The 24308-nt window shown below is 66.8% G+C and carries 18 protein-coding genes; 6 read left to right on the plus strand and 12 right to left on the minus strand.

Annotation, left to right across the window (positions count from 1 at the left end; genetic code table 11):
- Positions 1-26 precede the first annotated feature (26 nt).
- The 8 genes from AC56K1_RS16135 to AC56K1_RS16170 all read right to left on the minus strand — a co-directional run bounded on the left by AC56K1_RS16135 (position 27) and on the right by AC56K1_RS16170 (position 9430).
- On the minus strand, positions 27-2195 hold the full coding sequence (locus tag AC56K1_RS16135) for a prolyl oligopeptidase family serine peptidase (RefSeq protein ID WP_497158811.1): 2169 nt from the start codon (positions 2193-2195) through the stop codon (positions 27-29).
- A 180-nt stretch (positions 2196-2375) separates the two neighbouring features.
- The gene (locus tag AC56K1_RS16140) at positions 2376-3758 is read right to left on the minus strand and encodes a tetratricopeptide repeat protein (protein ID WP_497158812.1); all 1383 of its coding nucleotides are present in this window, start codon (positions 3756-3758) and stop codon (positions 2376-2378) included.
- A gap of 147 nt (positions 3759-3905) precedes the next feature.
- Positions 3906-4670: a metal ABC transporter permease gene (locus tag AC56K1_RS16145; RefSeq protein WP_497158813.1), complete on the minus strand. Its 765-nt coding sequence runs from the start codon at positions 4668-4670 to the stop codon at positions 3906-3908.
- Between the two features lie 2 nt (positions 4671-4672).
- Positions 4673-5599, minus strand: a complete 927-nt coding sequence (locus AC56K1_RS16150) for a metal ABC transporter substrate-binding protein (protein ID WP_497158814.1) — start codon at positions 5597-5599, stop codon at positions 4673-4675.
- A gap of 10 nt (positions 5600-5609) precedes the next feature.
- Positions 5610-6989 (minus strand): putative porin, encoded by a 1380-nt coding sequence (locus AC56K1_RS16155; RefSeq protein ID WP_497158815.1) that lies wholly within the window; start codon positions 6987-6989, stop codon positions 5610-5612.
- Positions 6990-7068: 79 nt separating this feature from the next.
- Entirely contained in the window at positions 7069-7410 is a 342-nt protein-coding gene (locus AC56K1_RS16160) for a hypothetical protein (protein WP_497158816.1), read from the minus strand.
- Positions 7411-7431: 21 nt separating this feature from the next.
- Positions 7432-8121, minus strand: coding sequence for a 3'-5' exonuclease (locus tag AC56K1_RS16165; RefSeq protein WP_497158817.1), 690 nt, complete (start codon positions 8119-8121; stop codon positions 7432-7434).
- 43 nt (positions 8122-8164) lie between these two features.
- On the minus strand, positions 8165-9430 hold the full coding sequence (locus AC56K1_RS16170; RefSeq protein ID WP_497158818.1) for an Hsp70 family protein: 1266 nt from the start codon (positions 9428-9430) through the stop codon (positions 8165-8167).
- A 174-nt stretch (positions 9431-9604) separates the two neighbouring features.
- Between AC56K1_RS16170 and AC56K1_RS16175 the strand changes: the two genes are divergently transcribed.
- The 5 genes from AC56K1_RS16175 (at position 9605) to AC56K1_RS16195 (ending at position 15301) form a co-directional block, all read left to right on the plus strand.
- Positions 9605-10036: a DUF2244 domain-containing protein gene (locus AC56K1_RS16175; RefSeq protein WP_497158819.1), complete on the plus strand. Its 432-nt coding sequence runs from the start codon at positions 9605-9607 to the stop codon at positions 10034-10036.
- A gap of 155 nt (positions 10037-10191) precedes the next feature.
- The gene (locus AC56K1_RS16180; protein WP_497158820.1) at positions 10192-11103 is read left to right on the plus strand and encodes an isoaspartyl peptidase/L-asparaginase; all 912 of its coding nucleotides are present in this window, start codon (positions 10192-10194) and stop codon (positions 11101-11103) included.
- On the plus strand, positions 11100-11981 hold the full coding sequence (locus tag AC56K1_RS16185; RefSeq protein ID WP_497158821.1) for a cyanophycinase: 882 nt from the start codon (positions 11100-11102) through the stop codon (positions 11979-11981). The genes AC56K1_RS16180 and AC56K1_RS16185 overlap by 4 nt, the downstream gene beginning before the upstream one ends.
- Positions 11978-14566, plus strand: coding sequence for a cyanophycin synthetase (gene cphA, locus AC56K1_RS16190; RefSeq protein WP_497158822.1), 2589 nt, complete (start codon positions 11978-11980; stop codon positions 14564-14566). Before AC56K1_RS16185 ends, cphA (AC56K1_RS16190) begins: the two co-directional genes overlap by 4 nt.
- A gap of 204 nt (positions 14567-14770) precedes the next feature.
- Positions 14771-15301 (plus strand): porin family protein, encoded by a 531-nt coding sequence (locus AC56K1_RS16195; protein WP_497158823.1) that lies wholly within the window; start codon positions 14771-14773, stop codon positions 15299-15301.
- Positions 15302-15418: 117 nt separating this feature from the next.
- Here AC56K1_RS16195 and cphA (AC56K1_RS16200) read toward each other — a convergent pair whose 3' ends face one another.
- From cphA (AC56K1_RS16200) to bcaP, 4 genes are all read right to left on the minus strand, one after another.
- Positions 15419-18046: a cyanophycin synthetase gene (gene cphA, locus AC56K1_RS16200; protein ID WP_497158824.1), complete on the minus strand. Its 2628-nt coding sequence runs from the start codon at positions 18044-18046 to the stop codon at positions 15419-15421.
- Positions 18047-18125: 79 nt separating this feature from the next.
- Positions 18126-19574 (minus strand): iron-containing redox enzyme family protein, encoded by a 1449-nt coding sequence (locus AC56K1_RS16205; protein ID WP_497158825.1) that lies wholly within the window; start codon positions 19572-19574, stop codon positions 18126-18128.
- Between the two features lie 163 nt (positions 19575-19737).
- The gene (locus tag AC56K1_RS16210; RefSeq protein WP_497158826.1) at positions 19738-20355 is read right to left on the minus strand and encodes a nicotinamidase; all 618 of its coding nucleotides are present in this window, start codon (positions 20353-20355) and stop codon (positions 19738-19740) included.
- Positions 20356-20497: 142 nt separating this feature from the next.
- Positions 20498-21898, minus strand: coding sequence for a branched-chain amino acid transporter BcaP (gene bcaP / locus AC56K1_RS16215; protein WP_497158827.1), 1401 nt, complete (start codon positions 21896-21898; stop codon positions 20498-20500).
- Positions 21899-22238: 340 nt separating this feature from the next.
- Here bcaP and AC56K1_RS16220 point away from each other — a divergent pair, with 340 nt between their 5' ends.
- The gene (locus tag AC56K1_RS16220; protein WP_497158828.1) at positions 22239-24299 is read left to right on the plus strand and encodes a GGDEF domain-containing protein; all 2061 of its coding nucleotides are present in this window, start codon (positions 22239-22241) and stop codon (positions 24297-24299) included.
- Positions 24300-24308 lie beyond the last annotated feature (9 nt).

Raw genomic sequence — 24308 nt, forward strand, 5'->3', positions numbered from 1 at the left:
GGCCGTTTTCACATCAAACTGACTGCTTAATTACTACCCCCAACCGCCTTCTCGCCTTCACCAATGCGAAGCTCGCGCGCCAGGAAGCCCCAGCGATCCGCCACTTCCTCGATCTGCTTGGTGGTCGGCTTGCCCGCGCCATGGCCCGCCTTGGTATCGATGCGGATCAGGATCGGTGCGCTGCCTGCCTGCGCGGCCTGGGCCGCTGCGGCGTACTTGAAGCTGTGCGCCGGGACCACGCGGTCGTCGTGGTCGGCGGTGGTGACCATGGTCGCCGGGTAGCAGGTGCCGGCCTTGAGGTTATGCAGCGGCGAGTATTTCACAAGCGCCTTGAACTCTTCCGGGTTCTCCGACGAGCCGTAGTCCGAGGTCCAGGCCCAGCCGATGGTGAACTTGTGGAAGCGCAGCATGTCCATCACGCCGACCGCAGGAATCGCCGCGCCGAACAGTTCCGGGCGCTGGGTCATGGCCGCGCCCACCAGCAGGCCGCCGTTGGAGCCGCCGCCGATCGCCAGCTTCTTCGGCGAGGTCACCTTGTTGGCGACCAGCCATTCGGCGGCGCCGATGAAGTCGTCGAACACGTTCTGCTTCTGCAGCTTGGTGCCGGCCTGGTGCCAGGCTTCGCCGTATTCTCCGCCGCCGCGCAGGTTGGCCACCACGTAGACGCCGCCCATTTCCATCCAGGCCAGATTGGCCGGCGAGAAGCCCGGGGTCATCGAGATGTTAAAGCCGCCATAGCCGTAGAGGTAGGTCGGGTTCGAGCCATCCATCTTCAGGCCCTTTTTCGACACGATGAACATCGGCACCTTGGTTCCGTCCTTGCTGGTGTAGAACTGCTGGCGCGTTTCATAGTCGGCCGGGTTGAAATCGACCTTCGGCTGGCGGAACACGGTACTCTTGCCGGTCTTCATATCCAGGCGGTAGATCGTGGTCGGGGTGGTGAAGCCGGTGAAGGAGTAGAAGGTTTCCGACTCATTGCGCTTGCCTGACAGGCCGCCCACCGAGCCGATGCCCGGCAACGCGATTTCGCGCACCGGTTTGCCCTTGAGATCGTGCACGCGCACGACGCTGCGCGCATCCTTCAGGTATTCCAGCACGAGCTGGTTGTTGATGATGTCGGCGCCGGCCAGGGTGTCGGCGTTTTCGGGAACAATCACCTTCCAGTTGGATTCCGCAGGCTTGTTCACGTCGATCGCGACGATGCGCTTCTTCGGCGCATTGCGGTCGGTGGAAAAGTAAAATACGCTGCCGACGTTGTCGATGAAGGTGTAGCCGGCGTCGAAGTTGTCGACCAGGTCGATGACTGTCGAATCCGGTTTGGCTAAATCCTTGTAGGACACGCGGTATTTCGGCGCGGTGCCCTTGGTGGTGGTGATGATCAGGTAACGGCCGTCGTCGGTGGTCTGGCCGCCGAAGCCCCATTCCTTCTGGTCGGCGCGGTCGTATACCAGGGTGTCGGCGCTTTGCGGGGTGCCGATGCGGTGGAAGTACAACTTCTGGAAGTAGTTGACATCGGCCAGCTTGGTGGCTTCCTTCGGCTCGTCGTAGCGGCTGTAGAAGAAGCCCTTGCCGTCACGGGTCCAGGCCGTGTTCGAGAACTTGACGAACTTGACGTGGTCAACGAGATCCTTGCCGGACTCGATGTCGCGCACGCGGATCTCGTTCCAGTCCGAGCCTGAGGCGGCGGTGCTGTAGGCCAGCAGCTTGCCGTCGGGGCTCACTTCGATGCCGGCCAGGGCAATGGTACCGTCCGCTGCCAGGGTATTCGGGTCGAGCAGCACACGCGGGGTGTCGCCCAGGCTCTTCTGGGTGAACAGGACCGACTGGTTCTGCAGGCCGTCGTTGCGGGTGTAGAAGTAGCGGCCGCCTTCCTTGCCCGGCACGCTGAAGCGCTCGTAGTTCCACAGCTTGGTCAGGCGCTCGCGGATCGCCGCGCGCTGCGGGATCTGGGCAAGGTAGGACTGGGTCACCTTATTCTGGGCCGCGACCCATTCCTTGGTCTCGGCGCTGTTCGCGTCCTCGAGCCAGCGGTAGGGGTCGGCCACCGTGGTGCCGTGGTAGTTATCAATCTGCGGAAGCTGTTTGGTGACCGGGTAGGTCAGTGCCGTGCCGTTGGCGGGGCATTGTGCCGGCGCCGCGTTGGCGCCGAAGGCCGCAGCCAGCAGGGTGACGAGCGTTGCGTGTCTCAGGGTCATGTGGTTCTCGTTCGAGTTATTCATGGGTCGGCGTAGAGCACCGGACAATTTTTGCCCGGCGCTCTTGGTGCCGCAGGTCATCATAACGCGAATTTCGGCGCCCGCCTATGCATGGGAAGGCCCGTCAATACGGGCGCGCCGGGCGCGTACCCGGAAGGCATGGATGAGGCGACCTGGACCTCAGTGGCTCGCGCCCGGACGGCGCTGGCGGCGCGCCGACTGCACCTGGCTGGCCAGCGCCCTGCCCCAGGCGCCGCCGGTGCCCGGCTTGCCCAGCCTCGGGCCGCGCGGGCGGCGGCTGCCTTGTTCGGCACCGGCGGCAAGCAGCATCCATATGTAGGCGCGCAGCGGGTCGCGCTCGACGCCGCGCCCGCTGTTGACCATGCCGCCCAGGTTGTACCGGGCCAGCGCATGTCCCTGCTCGGCCGCCTGGCGGTACCAGTAGGCGGCCAGGGTGTCGTCGTGCGGCACGCCCTGGCCGTTGGCGTACAGCACGCCGAGGTTGTTCTGGGCGCTGGCGTCGCCCTGCTGGGCCGCGCGCCGGTAGCATTCGGCCGCGCGCGCCTCGTCGCGCGCCACGCCCTCGCCCTTGGCGTACATGACGCCCAGGCTGAACTGGGCATTTGCCGCGCCCTGCTCGGCGGCGCGCAGATACCATTCGAACGCGCGCCCGGGGTTGCACGGAGCGCCGCGGCCGCTGGCCAGCATGGCGCCGGCGCAATATTGGGCCTGGGCATGGCCGCGATCGGCGGCGCGCACGAACCAGGACAGCGCGCGCTCGTCGTCGCCCGAGCCGTGGCCGGCCGCGAGCAAGGTGGCCAGCGCATACTGGGCGTCGGTGTCGTTTTTCAGGGCGGCCCGTTCGAGCCAGGCGACCGCGCGTTCGGGATCTGGCCGCACGCCCAGCCCTTGCGCGTAGGCGGCGCCAAGATAGCGCTGGGCCACCGGATCGCCCAGCGCCGCCGCCTGGCGGAACCAGCACAGCGCCTGGGCGTCGTCGGCCTCGACGCCTTCGCCGCGCCGGTACATGAGGGCAAGGTTGAGCTGGGCCGGTGCATGGCCCTGGCGCGCGGCCTTGCGGAACCAGGCCATGGCAAGCGGATGGCTGACCGGCACGCCCAGCCCGCGCAGATAGCATTCGCCCAGCAGGTTCTGCGCGCTGGCCAGGCCTTGCTCGGCGGCGCGGTAGAACCAGCCGAAGGCCATGTCGTGGGATTGCGCCACGCCGCGCCCCTTACGGTAGAGCAGGCCCAGGTTCTGCTGGGCCGATGGATCGCCCTGCGCGGCCGCGCGTCCGAACCACCAGGCGGCGAGTTCGTCGCTGCGCTGGGCGCCCTTGGCGTTGCAATACATGGCGCCGAGATGGTTCTGCGCCGCCGCCAACCCCTGGCTGGCGGCGAGCCTCATCCATTTGAGGGCGAGGGTTTCGTTGCGCTCGACGCCCTCGCCCTGCTTGTACAGCAGGCCGAGGTTGTACTGCGCGTAGGGATTGCCGCGCACGGCAGCGGGATGGAACCACAGGAAGACTTCGTACCCGTCGCGGGCAGCGTTCTGGCGATTCATCCCTTCCCCCCTCCACCCTGGCGGCACGCTCGGCGATTCCGGCAACGCGGGAAGCAGCTCGAACCAGAAGCTCCCATCGTTGCTAAAATTTTAAGAGAGTTGTGCGTCCAGGGTTTGCGTGGGAACAATCGTGCCGGCGGATCGTATTTACACAGGCGTGTTTTGCGGTCGCGGGCCGAGCGAATACGCGAGGATGGCGAGCGCGGCCAGGCACCAGACGATCAGCGCACCGGACGGCAGGTCGAGCACTACCGACAGCACCAGGCCGGTGCCGTAGCCGCCGATGCCCACCAGGTAGGCGAACAGGAGCTTGCGCCGATCGGGATAATGGCGCACCGCCAGGCTCGGCACGATCAGGCTGGCGAACACGAGGTAGACGCCGACCAGCTGCACCGAGGCGGTCACGGCCAGCGCGAACACCAGGTAGAAGCCGAGCCTGCCCAGGCGCTCGCCTCCAAGCGCCAGCAGCGCCAGGATGACTAGCGCGCCCAGTGCCGGCATGGCCAGCTGGCCGTAGCTGACCCACAGGATCTGCCCGGCCAGCAGGTCTTGCAGGTGCTCGCCGCCATGCGGGTTGTGCGCCACCAGCAGCAGGCCGGCGCTGGCCGCCAGCACGAACAGCACGCCGATCTGCGCTTCCTGCACGTCGGGCCAGCGCTTCTCGGTCCAGGTCAGCAGCAAAGCCCCGAGCACGGCGGCGACGCCGGCCGCCACCTGCACTGTCCAGCCGGCCGGATCGAGTCCGCCTGCCCCGGCCACGATCACGCCCAGTGCCGCGATCTGGGCAATCGCCAGGTCGATGAAGACGATGCCGCGCTTGAGCACCTGGGCGCCAAGCGGGATGTGGGTGGCCAGCACCAGCAGGCCGGCCAGGAAAGCCGGCAGCACGATCATGAAGTCGAAATCGCCCATGCTTACCTGGCCGCCCCGGCTGCGAGCGTCAAGCGCATCACGGTGGTGTCGAACAGCGCGAACAGGTTGGTCGATGCCTCGTCGGCGCCCACGGTATAGGGGATCACCACGGCCGGGATCTTCGCCCGCTGGGACAGCCAGAGGGAGGCGCGCGGGTCCTGATAAGCCGCGCGGAGCACCAGTTTCGCGGGACGCCCCTGCAGTTGGGCCAGCAAGCCGCCCAGGTGGGCCGCGCTCGGTTCGACGCCCGGCTTGGCTTCCAGCGTACCGCTTGATGTCATTCCAAGCCAGTTCAGCAGGTAGGCCATGTTCTTGTGGTGCTCGACCACGGCCGCGCCGCGCAGCGGGGCCGCCTGCTGCTCCCACTTGCGCATCGCCGTTTTCCAGCGCGCGGCAAAGTCCAGCTGGCGCTGCGCGTAGAAGGCCGCATTGGCCGGGTCGATCTCGCCCAGGCGCTTGGCCAGCGCGGTGCTGACCAAGGCGATGTTGTGCGGATTGAGGTGCACGTGCGGGTTGCCGAACGCATGGACGTCGCCGTCGGCGCGGTCCAGGCGGGCTGGCACGTCCAGGCGCGGCACGAAGCTGCCGGCTTCGAAATAGCCCGGGCGGCCGCGTTCGATCTTGTCGTTGCCCGATTGCTGGACCAGCAGCGGCAGCCAGCCCGCCTCCAGGTCGAGCCCGGTGCAGACCAGCAGGTCGGCCTTGCGGGTGCGCGCGATCAGGCCGGGCCGGGCTTCAACGCGGTGCGGGTCTTGCAGGGCGGAGGTAGCGCTGGTGGCGAGAACCTTGTCGCCGCCGATTTCCTCGGCCAGCGCCTGCCATTCGGGTTCGCAGGCCAGGATATTGACGGCGGCGGCGGCGCTGCCGCTTGCCAGCAGGCCGGCGATGGCGAAGGCGCCGGCGATCAAGGTGGTGTGAAGTCGGACCATGCTGCGCTCCTTAGAAGTTGTGCGCGGCGTGGGCGCCGAGGCTCATGATGTATTGCAGGGACAGCTGATTGTCGTTGGCCTCGGGGCGCGACTGGTCGCGCGCGAACTGCAGGCGCAGGCGGGAGAATTCCGTGGGGCTGAAATCGACCATCACGCTGGAACGGCGCGGGTTGTAGGCCGCCAGCGCCGGAAAGGCCTCCATGCCGAGGATGCCGTCGTCCACCAGGCCGATACGGGTGCTGCCGGACGACAGACGGTCGTGGCGCAGGCCGGTGCGCCAGTTCGGCGCGAACTGGTAGACGCCCTGCAGGTACCAGCCCGACTGGCGGCTGCGGTAGCCGCCCGTGTCGTCCATTGCCGCCAGGCTGCCGGACTCGCGGCGCTGCAGCCACTCCCCTTGCAGCTTGAAATTATGCCGGGTCGGGTTGCCACCAGGCGCCCATTTCCAGACCGCATCCGCGACCAGTATCTGCGAGCGGCCGCTGAAGGCTGCCGGCATGCCGTCCTGGTCGAACTCGCGCTCGGCCGCGCGGGTGCGCAAGTAGGACAGCCCGGCACGCCAGCTCGCCGAGTCGCCGATGTCCCCGCCCGCGTGGGCAAACACGGTCGCCGCGCCGACGCCATTCTTGTTGCGGTCATTGCCGGGGAAGTTGCGGCCGCTGGCAAGCTCCACGCCGAATTCCAGGAAGGTATCGAGCGGGGCCAGCCAGCGCGCCTGGATGCCATCGGGCTTGTACTGGCCGCCGAAGAAGGCCTGGTAAGCCAGTGGCGCATCCACGAAATCCCAGGTGTGGGCATGCTGGCTGTTCAGGTAGCCGATGCCGGACATGAAGCGGCCCGCTTTGACGTTCAGGCCATTGCCCAGCGCGCGGGTGCGGACATAGGCTTCTTCGACCTCGATCTCGTTCTCGCCGGTGATGGCAAAGGTCGCCTGGCCGGCGAAGTTCGGGTCGATGTTGCTGGAGATGGTGAGCTCGGACTCGCCCAGGTTGAAGCTGCGCGCGCCCGGGCCGATTTCGCCCTCAGGCGGGACGAAGCCCTGGAAGCGGTACTGGCCCGGGTCTTTCGACAAGTTGGTGAAGCTGCCGCCCAGGACCATCGAGATCGCCGGGTTGAAGGCATTGGCGCCGGTCGCAGCAGGCGCAGGGGCGGCGGCAACCACGGGGGCGGCGGCGGGCGCCTGGGCGGCGGCGTTCTGGGCCTGGGCCACGGCCGCCTGCGCTTCCTGCAGGCGCTGCTCCAACGCTTCCAGGCGCACTTCGTAGCTGGCCTTCATGGCCTGGATCTCGGCGCGGATCGCGGCCAGGTCCTTGTCGTCGGCAGCCGAAGCTGGATGGGATACGGCGAATGCGGCAGCCAGCGCCGCGGTCAATACGGTTTTCCTGGACATCTTGTGTTCCTGTTCGATCGGGATAGACGAGCCGCGTCCAGGAGCAATGCTGCCGGGACGGGCTCAGGCAATAGCAGGGTTATCCGAGAACGGGAGGTGCGCGCGAATCGTAGGCGCGGGTTTTCTGGACACGCCAGGCCAGTGCTGCGGCGCCCGATGCGTGGCCAGACGCCATCTCGGGGGCGACGAACTGGCGTGGGGAACTGACGAGGGGAACCGTGAGCTGCGCCAGGCCAAGGCACTGGGCGCAGCTGCGGTCATGCGCGAAGGCGCTGGAGAGTTCGGAGTCTTCCGCCGTCTGCTGCGCGACCGGGCCGCCGATCTGGCTGGCCCAGTGGCTCAGCGCGTGCGACATCGCCATCTGCTGCGACAGCAGCAGAACGAGCGACAACAGCACACGGAACACGGAACGGCGGATCATGATGCCCGCATTTTAATGCGATTAGGTCAGCAATGTAAGCGTTATTGCATCACGCCGCGCGCGCGCCTCTTCCATCCGCTGCCGCTCGAGTTTCATGTATTTATCGAGGAAGACCGGCACTTTGGCGGCGGCCACCTTGTTCACCGAGACCAGCAGGTCGGGCGCGACCCTTTCCAGACCGTGGGTCGATCCAAGATGGCGCGCCGCGTGCAGCAGCACTTCCGCAGCGACTTCCGCATCGGCCTCGGCCCGGTGGGCCGTACCGCGGAACTGGATGCCCAGGCGGCTCGAGAGATTGCCCAGCTTGTAGCTCGGCAGACCGGGGAACAGACGGCGCGAGAGTTTCAGCGAGCACACCAGCCCCGTGTGCGCGGTGGGCCGGCCGATGCGCCAGCCTTCGGCCTTCAGGAATTTCTCGTCGAAGCTGGCATTGTGGGCCGACAGCATGTCGCTGCCGATGAAGTCGAGCAGTTCGGGCACTACATGCCCGGCGGACGGGGCCGAATCGACCATCTCCTGGGTGATGCCGGTGAGCTGGGTGATGAACGAGGGAATCCGCACCCCGCAGTTGACCAGCGAGACATAGCGTTCGCGGATCTCGCCGCCGACGATGCGCAGCGCGGCCACTTCGGTGATGCGGTCGCCCATGTCGGGCGAGAGGCCGGTGGTCTCGAAGTCGAGCATCACGATCGGGCGTTCAAACACACTCATCTTGTTTTTCCTTGTCGCTTACAGGTGCTACTGAAGGAGCTGCTTAACCGAACTTGCGCAGCGCGTCGAGCGCCAGGCCGGCGCCGATGCTGCCGAACAGGTCGCCCTCGACCTTGCGCGCGCCGGGCACCACGGCCGCGATGCGCTCGCGCAGCAGCGACACGCCGCTGGAGCCACCCGTGAAGAATACCGTATCGACATCGCCTGGCTCCACCCCGGCTTCCGAAAACAGGCGCAGCACGGTGGCGCCGACGCTGTCGACCAGCTGGGCGATCGCCGCTTCGAAGCCGGCGCGCTCCACCAGCAGCGATTCGCTTGGGGACAGGCGGTCCAGTTCCAGCCGTACCTGCGGGCTGCTCGACAAGCCGATCTTGGCGCTTTCCACCTGCATGGCCAGCCAGTGGCCGGCGCGTTCGTCGATCAGATTCTGCAGGCGCGCCAGCTTGGCCGGCTCCCTGGCGTCGCGCGCCAGGTCGGCCAGCTGGGCGATGCTCTTGCGCGTATAGGCCTGGTTGATCGTATGCCAGGTGGCCAGGTTGAAGTAGTAGCTGGACGGGATGGCCGCACCCGAGAGCATGCTGCTGCCGAAACCCAGCAGCGGCATCACGCTCGCCAGGCTCAGGTATTTGTCGAAGTCGGTGCCGCCGATGTGCACGCCGCCATTGGCCAGGATGTCGTCGCGGCGCTCGATGCGTCCGGCCCGGTCAGGTCCCAGGCGCACCAGCGAAAAGTCCGAAGTACCCCCGCCGATGTCGGCGATCAGGACCAGTTCCTCGCGGTCTATCTGCGACTCGTAGTCGAAAGCGGCGGCGATCGGCTCGTACTGGAAGGAGATCTCGCGAAAGCCCACCGAGCGTGCCACTTCCTCGAGGGTGTCCTGGGCGCGGCGGTCGGCTTCCAGGTCGTCGTCGATGAAGAACACCGGGCGGCCGAGGACGGCGCTGGAAAATTCGCGCCCGGCCTGGGCTTCGGCCCGGCGCTTGACCTCGCCGATGAACTGGCCCAGCAAGGCCTTGAAGGGCAGCGCGCGGCCGGCGACCTCGGTCTGGCCGTCGATCAGGCTGGTGCCGAGCAGGCTCTTGAGCGAGCGCATCAGCCGGCCTTCATAGCCTTCCAGGTAGTCGGCCAGCGCCGCGCGGCCATAGCTGACCTGTTCGTCGTCGGCATTGAAGAACACGACCGAGGGCAAGGTGGCCTTGCCGTCTTCCATTACCAGCAGGGATTGGCTGCCCGGCTGCAGGCTGCTGCCGGGTAGCCAGCCGACTGTGGAATTCGAGGTGCCGAAATCAAGGCCGCAAGCGAGCGCCATAAGAACCTTTGTCTTTGAAGGGGCGGTATGGTAACAGATAACGGGCGGCATCAACTGCCCGGGCGGGCCTATTTTCAGGGCTGTGGCAAACTGGTAAACATTGGTATTGACACCCATCCAGCGATGAGCTCTGTCCCCAGTCCAGGCGCTTGCCCCCTCCCGGCGGAGTGGCTCATGAAGCGCAACTGTTCGATGACGCCGCGCCAGGCGCTGCTGGTCTACGCGCTGCTGTGCTGCACCACGCTCGGCATCGCCCTGGTGTTCACGCTGCGCGGCGCCTGGATGGTGCTGGCTTTCGCGCTCCTGGAGAGCGCGGCGGTCGGCGCCGCCTTTCTCCACTACAGCCGCCACGCGCTCGACCACGAGCGCATCTGCCTGGCAGAGGGCGCGCTGCTGGTCGAACATGCCGACGGCGCGCGCCGCCGCGTGGTGCGTCTCGACCCGCATCACACACGGGTCAGCCTGCCGGACACCCGGATGCGTACCCTGGTCGTGGTCGAGGCGCGCGGCGTGCAGGTCGAGATAGGGCGTTATCTGACACCCTCCGGGCGGCTGGAACTGGTGCGTACCCTGCGCCGCGCCCTGCGTGGCGGCTCACTCCTCTAGCCCGCGCGCGGCCAGTCCTGTAAGCAACTTCTTACAAAAGCACGGCAACACTACCGATATGGCGCGCCGGGCTTGTTGCGGATAATGCGTTATTGACTACGTGACAATATTTTCACGCATAGCACAGCACAACACAACACAGGATTACCCAACCCATGAGCAATACCCAACAAGCCGGCGCCGTCGTGGTCCATGGCGGCGCCGGCGCGTCGTGTGAGCACGAGGACGGCTGTGTGCTGGCAGCGCGCCGCGCACTGGCGCAACTCGAAGCCAACGGCGATGCGCTCGATGCCGCCATCGAAGCAGTCACCACCCTCGAAGACGACGGCCGCTTCAATGCCGGCAACGGCTCGACCCTGTGCCTGGACGGCGCGACCATCGAGATGGACGCCTCGATCATGGATACGCGCGGCCGCCTGGGCGCGGTTGCCTGCGTGCGCGACGTGAAGAACCCGGTACGCCTGGCGCGCGCCATTGCCGACACCCCGCACGTGATGCTGGCCGGCGAAGGCGCCCAGCGATTTGCGCGCAGCATCGGCATGCCGCAAAGCGCGCCGATCTCGGAACGCCAGCGCGCCGACCACCGCCAGTTGATGAGCGAACTGGCCGGCTCGGTGCCGCTGATGCCGGGCATCGACAACCGCCTGTTCGACCGCTTCTGGAACTACAAGACCCCGCTGCAGCTGCCGAAATCGACCGCCTGCGACACGGTCGGCGCAGTGGTGCGCGGCCCGGACGGCCATTTTGCGGTGGCCTGCTCCACCGGCGGGTCGGCGCCTTCGCTGCTGGGCCGCGTCGGCGACAGCCCGATCATCGGAAGCGGCTTCTATGCCGGCCCCTCCGGCGCCGTCGCGGCCACCGGCGTCGGCGAGCACATCATGCGCCACCTGCTCGCGCGCACCGTCTACGGCTGGATCGAAGACGGCATGCCGCTCGAGCAAGCCCTGAAACGCGGCATCGCCCTGTTCGACAAGGACGTCGCCGTCGGCCTGATCGCCGTGACCCGTACCGAAGCCTATGCCCATTCCAACCAGGGCATGCCTTATTCGAAGATGACCCAGCGATGAGCGAACAAGCACAGAACGACAAGGGCGGCCACCTCGTCATCATCGGCGGCCACGAGGACCGCCAGCACGACATGGAAATCCTGAGCCGCTTCGTTGAACTGGCGGGCGGCATTGATGCGAGCATCGTCGTCATCACCGCCGCCAGCCAGATCGCAGACGAGATATGGGAGGTCTACGACCAGGCCTTCGGGGCCCTGGGCGTGAAGCGCTGCAGCCACCTCTTCATCGACAGCCGCCAGGATGCCAACAGCGAGGAGTTCGTGCGCCTGGTCGACGAAGCCACCGGCATCTTCATGACCGGCGGCGACCAGAAGCGCCTGCTGGCCCTGATCGGCGGCAGCGCCCTGGACTCGGCCATGCATGTGGCGCTCAAGCTGCGCGGCGCCACCATTGGCGGCACCAGTGCGGGCGCGTCGGCCATGTCCGGCCACATGCTGGCGCAGGGCCGCGCCGAGACCCTGCCCGAAAAAGGCTCGGTCAGCCTGGCCGCGGGCCTGGGCTTCCTGCACCGCGTCGTGATCGACCAGCATTTCTCGGAGCGCCAGCGGCTCTCGCGCCTGCTCAGCGTAGTGGCCCAGAACCCCTACCTGCAGGGCATTGGCATCGACGAGGACACCGCCCTGGTGGTCGGTATCGGCACCGGGATCGAAGTGCTGGGACAGGGCGCGGTCACCATCGTCGACGGCCGCACCATGATCACCAACGTCGCCCACATCAGGGACCGCGACACGCCGGAGCTGATCGACGTGCGCCTGCACCTGCTCCCGGCCGGCAGCAGGTTCGACCTGCCCGCCGTGGACACCGCGCCCGGCGAAGGCCTGCCGCCGCCACTGCTCGATTTCTTAGAAAGCGTGACCAAACGGAACCCGATCCAATGAAACTCAAGGAAAAACGCCTGCTGCGCGGCCCCAACCTGTACGCCGACAGCCCCTGCCTGATGGCAGTCATCGAAGACGGAACCACCAAGGCGGCCGGTTTCGCCGCCCGCCTGCTGGCCCTGCTGCCGGCCCTGCCGCCGGAAGCAGCCGTGCGCCTGGCCGACGCGGCGCTGCCGGTGGAAGCACTCGAACCGGTCGTGATGGAACTCCAGCGCCTGGCCGGCGCCGCTGGCAGCTTCAGTGCCACCCTGGCCGTGGCGGGCGCCGCGCGCGCGCGCCGTGTCGTCTGTGGCTACACCACCGAGCAGGTGGCCGAAGCGGCCCTGCGCACCGGGATCGAACTGATCGACACCGTCGCCAGCGAGCGCGACTTCGACCTCGCCGCCGCGGTGGAACGCCTGCACGAGATCGCCGAAGACTATGCCATCGGCACCAGCACCGGCGCCGTGGTGCAGGCGGCAGTCCGGCGCGGCATCCCGGCGCAGCGCATGACCGACGAAGCCAATTTGTTCCAGCTCGGCTGGGGCAGCCGCCAGAGGCGCCTGCAGGCGACCATCACCGGCGCCACCAATTCGATCGCGGTCGGCATCGCCAGCGACAAGCAGCTGACCAAGGCCCTTCTGGAAGCGGCTGGCGTGCCGGTCCCGGACGGCTCGACCGTCTCGACGCTGGAAGACGCGCAGCGCGTGGCGCGCCGCCTGGGCTGCCCGGTCACCATCAAGCCGCTCGACGGCAACCAGGGCAAGGGCGTGACCACCAACTGCGCCACGCCTGACGAAGTCGCGCGCGCTTTCGAGCACGCACGCCGCCATGGCCGCCGCATCATCGTCGAGCAGCACCTGATGGGCCGCGACTACCGCGTGCTGGTCACCGGCCGCAAGGTCGCCGCGGCCTCCTGGCGCCGTCCGCCCGGCGTGACGGGCGACGGCCACTCGACCATCCGCGAGCTGGTCGAACTCGAGAACCGCAACCCGGCGCGCGGCGTGGGCCATACCAACATCCTCACCAAGATCCCGATGGATGCGCTGGCCGAAGAGGCGCTCGCCAAACAGGGCTATGGCTTCGACACCGTGCTGGCCGCGGGCGTCAGCGCCGACCTGCGCGGCAATGCCAACCTGTCCACCGGCGGCACCGCCGAGGATGTGACCGACCTGCTGCCGGAAGAAACCCGCGAGATCTGCATCCGCACCGCGCGTACCGTCGGCCTGGATATCGCCGGCATCGACATCGTCTGCCAGGACATCGCGCAGCCTCTGCGCGCCCAGCAAGGCGGCATCATCGAGGTGAACGCCGCGCCGGGCATCCGCATGCACCAGTACCCGAGCCGAGGCGCCCCGCGCGATGCCGGCGCCGCCATCGTCGACGCCCTGTTCGGCGACTGCGACGGCCGCATCCCGACCATCGCCATTACAGGCACCAACGGCAAGACCACGACCTCGCTGCTGATCGCCCACGCCACCCGCATGGCCGGCCTGCGCACCGGCGTGACCACCACCGAAGGCGTGCGCGTCGACGGCCAGCCTACCCTGAAGGGCGACTGCACCGGCTACCATTCGGCGCGCAGCATCCTGTCCGACCCGAGCGTCGATTTCGCCGTGCTGGAGACGGCGCGCGGCGGCATCCTGAAACGCGGCCTGGCCTATGACCGCTGCGACGTGGCCGTGGTGCTGAATGTTTCGAGCGACCACCTCGGCCTGGATGGCGTCGAGACCCTGGGCGACCTGGCCAGGGTCAAGGCGGTCGTCGCGCGGCGCGCCGCGCGCGCGGTGGTGCTCAATGCCGAAGACGATTATTGCGTCGCGATGGCCAAGGACCTGCGCGAAGGCGTGGAAGTGCTCTACTTCTCGCTCGACGCCGACAACCCGACCCTGCTGCGCCACCTGGAAAACGGCGGCCGCGGCGTCTATCTCGAGGACAACACCCTGGTGCTGGCCAATGGCGCACGCCATGAAGCCCTGATCGACGCACGCCGGATGCCAGTCTCGCTGGGGGGCGCAGCGCGCTACAACATTGCCAACGCGCTGGCGGCCGCTGCTGCACTGAGCGCGACCGGTTTCGGCAACGCCGAAATCGCGGACGGCCTGCGCAGTTTCGTCTCCGACAGCAAGAGCAATCCGCTGCGCTCGAACTTGTTCGACGTCGAGGGCGTGACCGTCATCGTCGACTATGCCCACAATTGTGCAGCCTATGCCGCGCTGGCGGAGAGCGCGCGCGCCATGAGCGCGGGCCGGCTGGTGGGCGTGGTGGCCGCGCCCGGCGACCGCCGCGACGCCGACCTGGTCGACATCGGGCGCACCTGCGCCGCGGGTTTCGATGACCTGGTGGTCTACGAATCGGAGAACCGCGGCCGTCCCGAAGGCGAAACCGCCTCGCTGCTGGTACGCGGAGCAAAGCTGGGCATGATCGAGGCCGACGCCTTGACCGTGGAACTGGATGTGCACCGGGCAATCCGCCACGGATTGTCGCTCTGCCAGCCGGGCGACGTGCTGGCGTTCGGCTGCGGCTCCTCGATCTCGGAACTGGCGGAGGCGCTGCGCCCGACGAAGCCGGAACTGGCGCGCCGCATCGAGGCCGAAGCAATCTGAACCCGTTCGTTCCCAGCCGAAAAAGCCCCTGCGTGGGGCTTTTCCCTTAGGTATTACTTAAACTGATAGATGCCTAGCTGTCTAGAAGCCTGTCTTCTAGCATTTTGTTACAACTTCCGCGTTGCAGCCGTGTATCCTTTCTTCACTTGCCGACTCGCAATTGAAAAATAGTAAAACTTGCACATGAAGACGGAACAAAACGGAATGCAGAAACTTTTCGCCGCCCTGCTCTTTGGCCTGGGCATTGCCGGCACGGCGCTGGCCGCACCGCTCGGCGGTTCACCGCAGGCCTACGCCGGCGTGGCCGCCAGCGCCGTCGAGCACAATGGCGGGAGCAACAAGATCAATCCGAAAGTATTCGGCGGCGTCGCCTTCAGCGACAGCCTGGCAGTGGAAGGCGGCTATATCGACCTGCGCAAGGCCACGGCCGCCCCGGAAGCGCGCACCATCGACCTGGGCGGCTTCGGCACCTATGTCGCGGCGCGCCTGATGCGCCCGTTCACCGAGAAGCTCTCGGCCTACGGCAAGCTGGGAGTGGCGCACAACCAGCGCAAGGTGAGCAACACCGGCATCGTGCGCAAGGATTCGGACACCGGCATCTACGGCGCCTTCGGCCTGCAATATTCGATCACGCCGGGCGTGGCCTTGATCGCCGAGTATGAACGTTACGGCAAGGACAAGAAGACCGGGGCGAAGGCCGATGCCTGGACGCTCGGGATCAACTTCGCGTTTTAAGTCCGGCCAGGATAGAAAAAGCGGCCCGCAGGCCGTATCCGCCGATGGATCGAGGATCGCAGGGTGAGCAGATTCTGCCCACCCACCCTACGAACAGCGGCGGCGCCGTGTAACACCCTATACCTGCGACGCCACCCGATCCGCGCTTTCCGGATCATTCACCCGCAGCGCTTCCACGAACACCTGCAGCGAAGAACCGCAGGCGAACACCAGCACGTCGCCCGGGCGGCACAGGCTCAGGCCGTGGCGGATTGCATCGCCCACCTCGATCACCCGGTGCAGCGTGTCGCTGATGCCGGCCGCCTCCTCGGCGCCCGCCAGGATCAGGTCGACTGCCTCGCCGACTTCGCGGCCGCGGCTTTGCGACTCGTACACCACCAGCTCGTCGAAACGCTCGCCGCAGACGCGCCCGACTTCGATCAGGTCTTCGTCACGGCGGTCGCCCGGCGCCGTGACAATTCCCACCAGTTGCCCCGGCAGCATGGCGCGCGCCATCTCTGCCATGGCGCGGTAGGCGGCCGGATTATGGGCATAGTCGACGATCACGGTCACGCCGCGGATGTCGAACATATTGGTGCGCAGCGGATTGGTGCGGCCATTCGACACGAAGGTCGAGAGACCCGTCGCGATCTGCAGGTTGGTAAAGCCGGATGCCATCAGGGCTGCGGCAGCTGCCAGGCTGTTGGCGATATTGAAGCGCGCACGGCCGCCAAAAGCAACCGGCATGCTCTCGACCCGCAGCAATTCCTGGTGCAGGTTGGCGTCGGCCACGACCACCGCATTGTCCTGCAGGTAGACGGCGCGTCCGCCCTCTTCCAGGTGCGCCAGCAAAGTCGGATTTTCCGGGTCCATCGAGAAGTAGACGACCTCGGTCTCGGGCTTGACGCGGCGCGCCATCGCCACACACAGCGGGTCTTCGGCATTGAGCACCGCGGTTTTCGAAGCCGAGCTAGCAATCACCGCCTTGACCTGGGCCAGCTCTTCGACCGTGTCCACGCCATCCAGACCAAGGTGGTCGGCGGCGATGTTGAGCACCACGCCGACGTCGCAGCGATCAAAAGCCAGGCCGCGCTTGAGGATGCCGCCACGCGCGGTTTCCAGCACCGCGATTTCCACCTCGGGTGAACCGAGCACGGTGCGGGCCGACCAGTAGCCGGTGCAGTCGCCCTTGGCGATCTGCTTGCCGTCGATGAAGACGCCCTCGGTGGTGGTCACGCCCGCCACCTTGCCTGCCATGCGCACAGTGTGGCCGATCAGCAGCGTGGTGGTGGTCTTGCCGTTGGTGCCGGTCACGGCGATGGTCGGGATGCGCCCGTCCGAGTCACCCATCAGCCCCTGCACGATGGCGTCGCCTGCATCGCGCGGCGTACCGCTGCTCGGGTACTGGTGCATGCGGATGCCCGGCGCGGCATTGACTTCGATGACGGCGCCGAGCTGGGCGTCCAGCGGTAGCGCGATGTCCTGGCAGACGATGTCGATGCCGGCCACGTCCAGGCCGATCTTGGCCGCGGCGCGCACGCACAGCAATCTTGTCGATTCCGGCAGCAGGTCGGTCACGTCCTCGGCGGTGCCGCCGGTGGACAGGTTGGCATTGCCACGCAATTCGGCCGCCACGCCCACGGGCAGCACGCTGTCGAAGGTGAAGCCCTGCTTGCCCAGCATGCCCGCCGCGTGCTCGTCGATCGCGATTCTGGTCAGGATGTTGGTGTGGCCGGCGCCGCGCGCCGGGTTGGCGTTCTCGCGCTCCACCAGTTCGCGGATGGTCGCCGTGCCGTCGCCGACCACGTGGGCCGGGCGCCGGCGGGAGGCGGCCGCGACCTGGCCGTTGGCCACCAGCACGCGGTAGTCGCGGCCTTCGACATAGCGTTCGACGATGATGCGGCGGCCATACTCGCGCGCGAAGTCATAGGCACGCGCTACGCCCTCTGCATCACGTACGTCGACGGTCACGCCCTTGCCATGGTTGCCGTCGAGCGGCTTGAGCGTGACCGACGCCTTCATGCGCGCGGCCACCTGCTGGGCGTCGTCGAGGCTCGTGACCACCGATCCTTCGGGCACCGGCACGCCGGCTTCCTTGAGCAGCGACTTGGTCAGCTGCTTGTCGCTGGCGATCTTCACCGCGATGAAGCTGGTGTCGCCGGTGGTGGTGGCCTGCAGGCGCTTCTGCTTCACGCCCCAGCCCAGCAGGAACAAGTTGGCGTCTTCGATGATGCGCTGGGTCGGGATGCCGCGCTCGTGGGCCGCTGCCAGAACGGCAGCGGTGCTGGTGCCGATCGCATAGCGCGCCGCGATCTCGCGCAGCTCTTCCAGGCGCGGGGCCAGGTCGAAGTCTTCTTCGTTGCCCAGCGCCTCGACCAGGTCGACCGCCAGCTGGAAGGCCGGCTGGGCCAGGCGTTCCTGCTCATAGGCGCAGACGATGCGGAACTGGCCGGGGCGGCCAATCACGGGACGGGTACGGCCATAGCTTGCGGGCGCGCCGGCCCGGGTCTGCAGGTCGAGCGTGACCTGCTCGATCACGCGGCCGAGATAGGTGCCTTCGCGCAGGCGCTGGGCGAAGCCGCCGCGTTGCCCGGTCGGCAGCTGGCCATGCAGCGAAGGCAGCGCCGCCAGCAGGGCCTCGTTGAAGCCGGGGATGTCCCTGGAAGAGACGCCATACAGGATTTCCAGGTCGATGATGCTGAGCAGACAGGGTGAATCGGCGTGGACGTTCGGTCCGCGCAAGAAGCGCTGTTCCAGGATTTGCACGAATAGATCCTTGTAATAATTATGGGTGCGGGCCGCACCAGCGTGCGGCGCCGCAGGCAAGCATCAATCCGCCCGGCGTTCAGGCATCGAACAGCTGGGTGTACATGCGGGTGGCCATCAGGCCTGCCGCCGTGTGGTGCACTTCAGGCGACATCAGGCCACCCAGCAGGGCCATCGCTTCCTGCTTGCCGGCGGCGCCCGCGACCTGTTCTTCCAGCAGGCGCAGTTCGTTGTCGGCGTCTTCCAGGCGCGGGTGGCGGCGGATCAGGCCGCGCTCCGGGAAGGCGGCGCTGCGATCCTGCTGCTGGCCCAGGTTGTCCAGGGTGCGCTGGCGCGCGCGCCAGGTCATCACGCGCTTGCCTTCGGCAGGCTTGCCGTCCGGCGTGGTGGTGATCCAGTCGCGCAGCACCTGCAGCTCGTAGGCGCTGAAGACGCCGAACATCTCGGCCTTCTCGCCGCTGACCAGGCCCCAGAAGCGGCTGTGCTCGACATCTTCGCCGCGCTTGATCCAGCCGGCCTTTTCCAGCGCCGCCAGGAAGTCCGGGACCTGGGCCGGCGTGGCCAGCCAGTCGTTCACGGATCGCCCGGCGACGCGGCAGTAATCCGAGTGCATGTTCTTGCCTGTCTTGCTCTTGGCCGCGAGGAGGTCGACCAGTTCGGCCTGCAAATCGAATTCCGCAATCACCGAATTGGTGCTGGCGCCCAGGTCGTTGAGGCGGTAGCCGTCGAGCACGCGGCGGTAGAAGGCATCGCGGGCGCCCACGCGCGGCATCAGGTCGACGAGCGCCTGCACTGCCTTCTGGGCGTGGCCGCTTGCGGCATTGTCCACCGTGACGTGCAGGGTGAAGTAATACGGGTCGATGCCGAATTCGTTCAGCTCGTACGAGGTGATGAGCAGGTGTAGCGGCAGTTGCTCGTAGCCGAGGTTGTAGCCGATGATTTCCGGCAGGAAATGGTCGGCATGGTGGCCGAGCGCGAGCTGCAGCGCACCCTGCACGAAATGGTCGGCGTCGAGCGCTTCCCAGCCGTCGCAGCCGTGGGTGGCCAGCAGCTTGCGGTAGAGCGTGACGTGGTTCTTGTCGGGCACGCCCTCGCCCAGCTCTTCGATATAGGTCTTGATCAGGCCGTGGTAGGCCGGGTTGTCCCAGTGCCGGAGCAGGCCATACAGCCAGGCGCCATCGACCAGCTTGGTCGGAGCCACGGCCTTGATGAAATACAGCGCATGCGAGCGGCAGGAAAAATAGCGGCGCGGCGCGCCGTTCTTGCGCGCGGCAAGGTAGTCGCGGTACTGCTGGCCGACGGCGTCGGTGCGCTCCTCGACCCAGGCCGGCAATTGTGCCAGGGTCGGCGGCAGGTCGGCAGGCAAGTCCTGCACGGCCGCCACCTGGTCAGCGACGTAGGCGCGCGCCGCGTCTGGATTGGCGCCCGGGTTATCGTAGAGCGAGAAGTACAGGTCTTTGGCACGCTCCCGGATCGCGGGAGCGGCATTGGCAGCGACTGTCGTGGCGTCTAACAGCATCGAATTCATGTCTCTCGAATAATAATGTTGGTCTGGGAAGACGATCCGTCCATTATCCAGACTGAATTGTTTCACGAGAATCGGTAGGCGCGCTGCGAGGATGTAAGAGAGAGATTACAAAACTGACAATGGACGAGCTGACAAAGGTTTGCCAGATGGTCAATTTTTTAGCTTAAGGCCGGGCCCCGAGCGCGAGGTCGGCCGCGAGAAGGCCCCCGGAGAGCTTGACCGGCACCGCTCCCGCGGTGAGCATGCGTGCAATCGCACGGTCGCCGTCGCCCGCCTTGACCTCGACCGCACGCATGGCGCCGAGCACCAGCAGCACCTCGAAACCGGCCTCGATCCCGTCCAGCACCGTATTGAGCACGCAGTAATCGGTGGCCAGGCCGCAGACGGCGATGCGCTTGACCCCCTCGGCACGCATGCTGCGCGTCAGCCCGGTCTCGTTGAAGGCCGAATAGGCGTCCTTGGCCTGCGTATCGGCCTTGGAGACGATGATGGCGTCGTCGGGCAAGTGGAGTTCGCTGGAGAAGTGCGCCCCTTCGCTGCCGGCCACGCAATGCGGCGGCCAGGGACCGCCCTGGTCGGCAAACGAGCAATGGTCGCCCGGATGCCAGTCGCGCGAGGCATACACCGGCAGGGCGCGGCCGTGGTACAGCTTGATGAGCGCGTTGATCGGGGCAATGACGCGGTCGCCTTGCGGCACGGCGAGGCTGCCGCCGGGCAGGAAGTCGTTCTGCATGTCGATGACCAGCAGGGCGTCGCTGCTGCCGAGCACGATGGCGCTCATGTTCGTCTCCAGGTTGGCAGGCCCGGACCTGGCCTGGAAGGAAAGCTTAGCACGGGCAATCACGTGCCGGGCGCGGAAACGACAACGCCCGGCCTGCAGTGCGGGCCGGGCGCCGGGTGTGGCCGCTAATGCGGCGACGGGATTACTGGTTCGTGCCGTTCAGCAGCGAACGGCTGCGGGCGTAACCGAAATAGACCCCCAGGCCGATCAGCAGCCAGATGACGAAGGCCACCCAGGTATGCCAGCTCAGGAAGGACATCAGCGCGACGCAGAACACGATGGCCAGGGCCGGGATCACCGGCACGCCAGGGCAGCGGAAGGCGCGCGGCAGGTCCGGGCGGGTCTTGCGCAGGATGATCACGGCCACCGAGACCAGCGAGAACGCGGCCAGGGTGCCGATGTTGACCAGTTCGGCCAGCACGTCGAGCGGCACGACCGCGGCGATCAGGCCGAAGACGATACCGACCATCCAGGTGGCGAAGAACGGGGTGCCGTATTTCGGGTGCACTTCCGACAGTTTCTTCGGCAGCAGGCCGTCGCGCGACATGGCGAACAGGATGCGGGTCTGACCGTAGGCCATCACCAGCATCACGGTGCTCATGCCCAGGATCGCTGCCAGGTCGACGAAGCCGGCGACCCAGTCCTGGCCGGCGTATTGCAGGGCCAGCGAGACCGGATGGTCGACGCCCTTGAAGTTCATGAAGGGCACAATGCCGGTCATGATCGAGGCCACGATCACGTACAGCACGGTGCAGACGGCCAGCGAGCCGATGATGCCGATCGGGAGGTCGCGCGACGGGTTCTTCACTTCTTCGGCGGCCGAGGTCACGGCATCGAAGCCGATGAAGGCGAAGAACACCAGTGCCGCGGCGCTCATCACGCTGCCGAAGCCGAAGGGCATGAAGGGCTGCCAGTTTTCAGGCTTGACGTAGTTGACGCCGACCACGATGAACAGGATCACGACGCCGGTCTTGATCAGCACCATGACGTTGTTGATGCGGGCAGATTCGCGCACGCCCAGCGACAGCATCCAGGTCAGGACTATCATGATCAGGAAGGCCGGCAGGTTGAACAGGGTCTCCACGCCCGGCTGTGCACCCGGCGCGGCGCGCAGGGCTTCCGGCAGCACCACGCCGATGCCCTTGAGCAGCGACTGGAAATAGCCGGACCAGCCGACCGCGACCGTCGATGTGGCGAGGCCGTATTCGAGCAGCAGGTCCCAGCCGATCATCCAGGCGACGATTTCGCCCAGGGTGAAATAGCTGTAAGTATAGATCGAGCCGGCCACCGGCACGCTCGACGCGAATTCGGCATAGCACAGGGCGGCAAAACCGCAGGCCAGCGCGGCGATGATGAAGGAGAGCGTCAGGGCCGGCCCTGCAGTCACGGCCCCGGTGCCGGTGAGCACGAAGATGCCGGTGCCGACGATGGCCCCGATGCCCATGAGGACGAGGTCGAACGGGCCGAGCACCTTTTTGAGGCCGCCCGGTTTCTGGGCTGTCGCCAACATCGTGTCGAGATTCTTGGTTCTGAAAAGACTCACTGCTTGTTCTCCAATCAAAAAAATAGTGTGGCTCCACGGCGTGTAATTATGTCGCCCGGGCGGTTCTCGCCCTTGCGCTCCGTGCATCGCGGTGGTGACCGCCATGCCGGCCGTGGAACCGACTTCGCCTTGCCTGCGGGCTTGCATTTCGCAGACGTAACATTATCACCAGATTGTTGTTTTGAATCAAAGTAAAAGCATGAAACCGGTCATTTCGCTTGTTCTGACACAAAATAAATATTGCGTTGCGCAAACATGCTCATCTTCAGGCCGCGCTTGATTTCCGTAAATCAACAGAACATAATCGGCAGACCTTCATTTGGCCCCGGCCGAACACCCCATGACGACCCCGCTGCCGTCCCGCATGGCGATGAGCACTTGGCGCAGCGCTGCGCCTGCGCTACTGCTGGTGCTGGCGTCGGCATGTGCGGCCGCCCCGGCCGATGGCATCCAGGGGCGCGCGGCGCAGGCCCGCCTGCGCGAACTGGCCCAACTGGCCGAGAAAAACAATCCGGAGGCGCGCGCCCTGCTGGTCCGGGAAGCAGCCGGCTTGCGCGCCGACCTGCCGTATGCGATTCGGATCGCGTATTTGCGCCTGCTGCGCCGCACCCATGCCGACGCCGGCAAACTGCGTGATGCCTATGCGGTGGATGAGCAGCTCATTGGCCTGGCGCATGCCCAGAAGGATGCGGAGCAGACCGCGCTGGCCAGCCTCGGGCGCGTGCACAAGCTCCTCAACGACAACGACCCGGCCGCGGCCATGGCCCTGCTGGAAAGCCTGAACGTCCAGTACCAGGCCTTGGGCAACGTCGAATTCACGGCCAGCGCCGACGTCGCCTATGGCGCCATCTACAACGTCATGGGCCAGCACGACCGCGCCTTCCGCCACTACCTGCACGGGCTCGAACTGGTGCAGCGCCATCCCGGGCTGTGGGCCCCGCGCGAATCCGACCTGGTGCTGGCGCTGGCGCGCCTGTACGTGAATACCGGCGACGCCGCCATGGCGCTCGACACGACCCGTGCCTACCGCGAGGCGGGCGGCGCCATGCCGGCACGGGTGGAAGCCTCGATGCATTTCATGGACGGCCGCGCCTACGTCTCGCTCGGCCAACTGCGCCAGGCCCACGTGTCGTTCGGACGCGCGCTGGCGCTGGCCCGCCGCAATGAACTGAACTGGCTCGAGGCAAACATTTTGGGCAACGTCGCCGATGCCTGGCTCAAGGAGCACCGCTACCCGCAAGCCGAACGCAGTGCGCGCGCCGCCGTTGTCGTGGCCGAAAGCGTGGACGACCAGAGCGCCATCCAGATGGCCTATGCCAACCTCGGTTTCGCCCTGTTCGGCCAGGGCCGGATGCTTGAAGGCAGCGCCTACATCGACCGGATCACGCTCGAACTGCGCAAGGCCGGCGCCTTGCCGGGCGTGGCCAACCTGTTGGCAGAGAAAGGCGCGGCCCTGGAAAAGGCCGGGCTGTACAAACAGGCCTTGCAGACCGTGCGCGAGCGCGAAGGCGTCATCGAAGAGCTGGCGGTGGAGCGGCGCGACAAGGCATTCGCAGCCCTGCAGGAGCAGTTCAATGCCAAGCAGCGCGCCGCGCAGATCGCCGCCCTGCGCCAGGAAAACGCGGTGAAGGATGCCGAGATCCGCAACCGCACCCTGCGCCAGGCCGTCACCTCGCTCGGCGCCGCGCTCGCGCTGGTGCTGTCGGGCGTCGTCTTCATGCTGTACCGGAAATCGCAGCGCACCGGGCGGCGCCTGGCCGAGCTCAATGCCGAACTGGCGCACAGCTCGGCGCATGATCCTCTCACCGGCCTGTACAACCGGCGTTCCTTCGGCGATCGCATGCGCGAGCGCGAGCACCAAGCCATCGAGCAGCGCACGGGCGACCCCGGGCAGGCCGGGTCGATCGACTGCTTCATCCTGCTCGACATCGACCACTTCAAGCGCATCAACGACCAGCACGGCCATGCCTCCGGCGACCTGGTGCTGATCGAAGTGGGCCGGCGCCTGAACGAAGCGGTGCGCGATTCGGACATGGTGCTGCGCTGGGGCGGCGAGGAATTCCTCGTGTATTCGCAGGGCGTGAGCGCGCTTCAATATCCGCTGCTGGTGCAACGCATCCTGAATGCGATCAATGCCGCGCCGGTGGTGCTTGACGACGGCAGCGCGCTGGCCGTCAGCGCCACGGCGGGCGCTGTGGCGCTGCCCCCCAGGCCCGATCCGGCCTTCGGCTGGGAGCAGGCTATCGCGCTGGCCGACCGCGCGCTCTACAAGGGCAAGGAAGCGGGCCGCAACCGCGGCTTCATCGTGGAAAGCGCCCTGCCCGGCCAGGCTCCGGGCGCGGAGCTCGAGCTGCGCCTGCAGCTGGTAATGCCGGACATGTCCTGGCAGCCGGCGCTATAGGCGCCACGC

This window comes from Telluria sp. ZB4P37 (genome assembly GCF_059685855.1).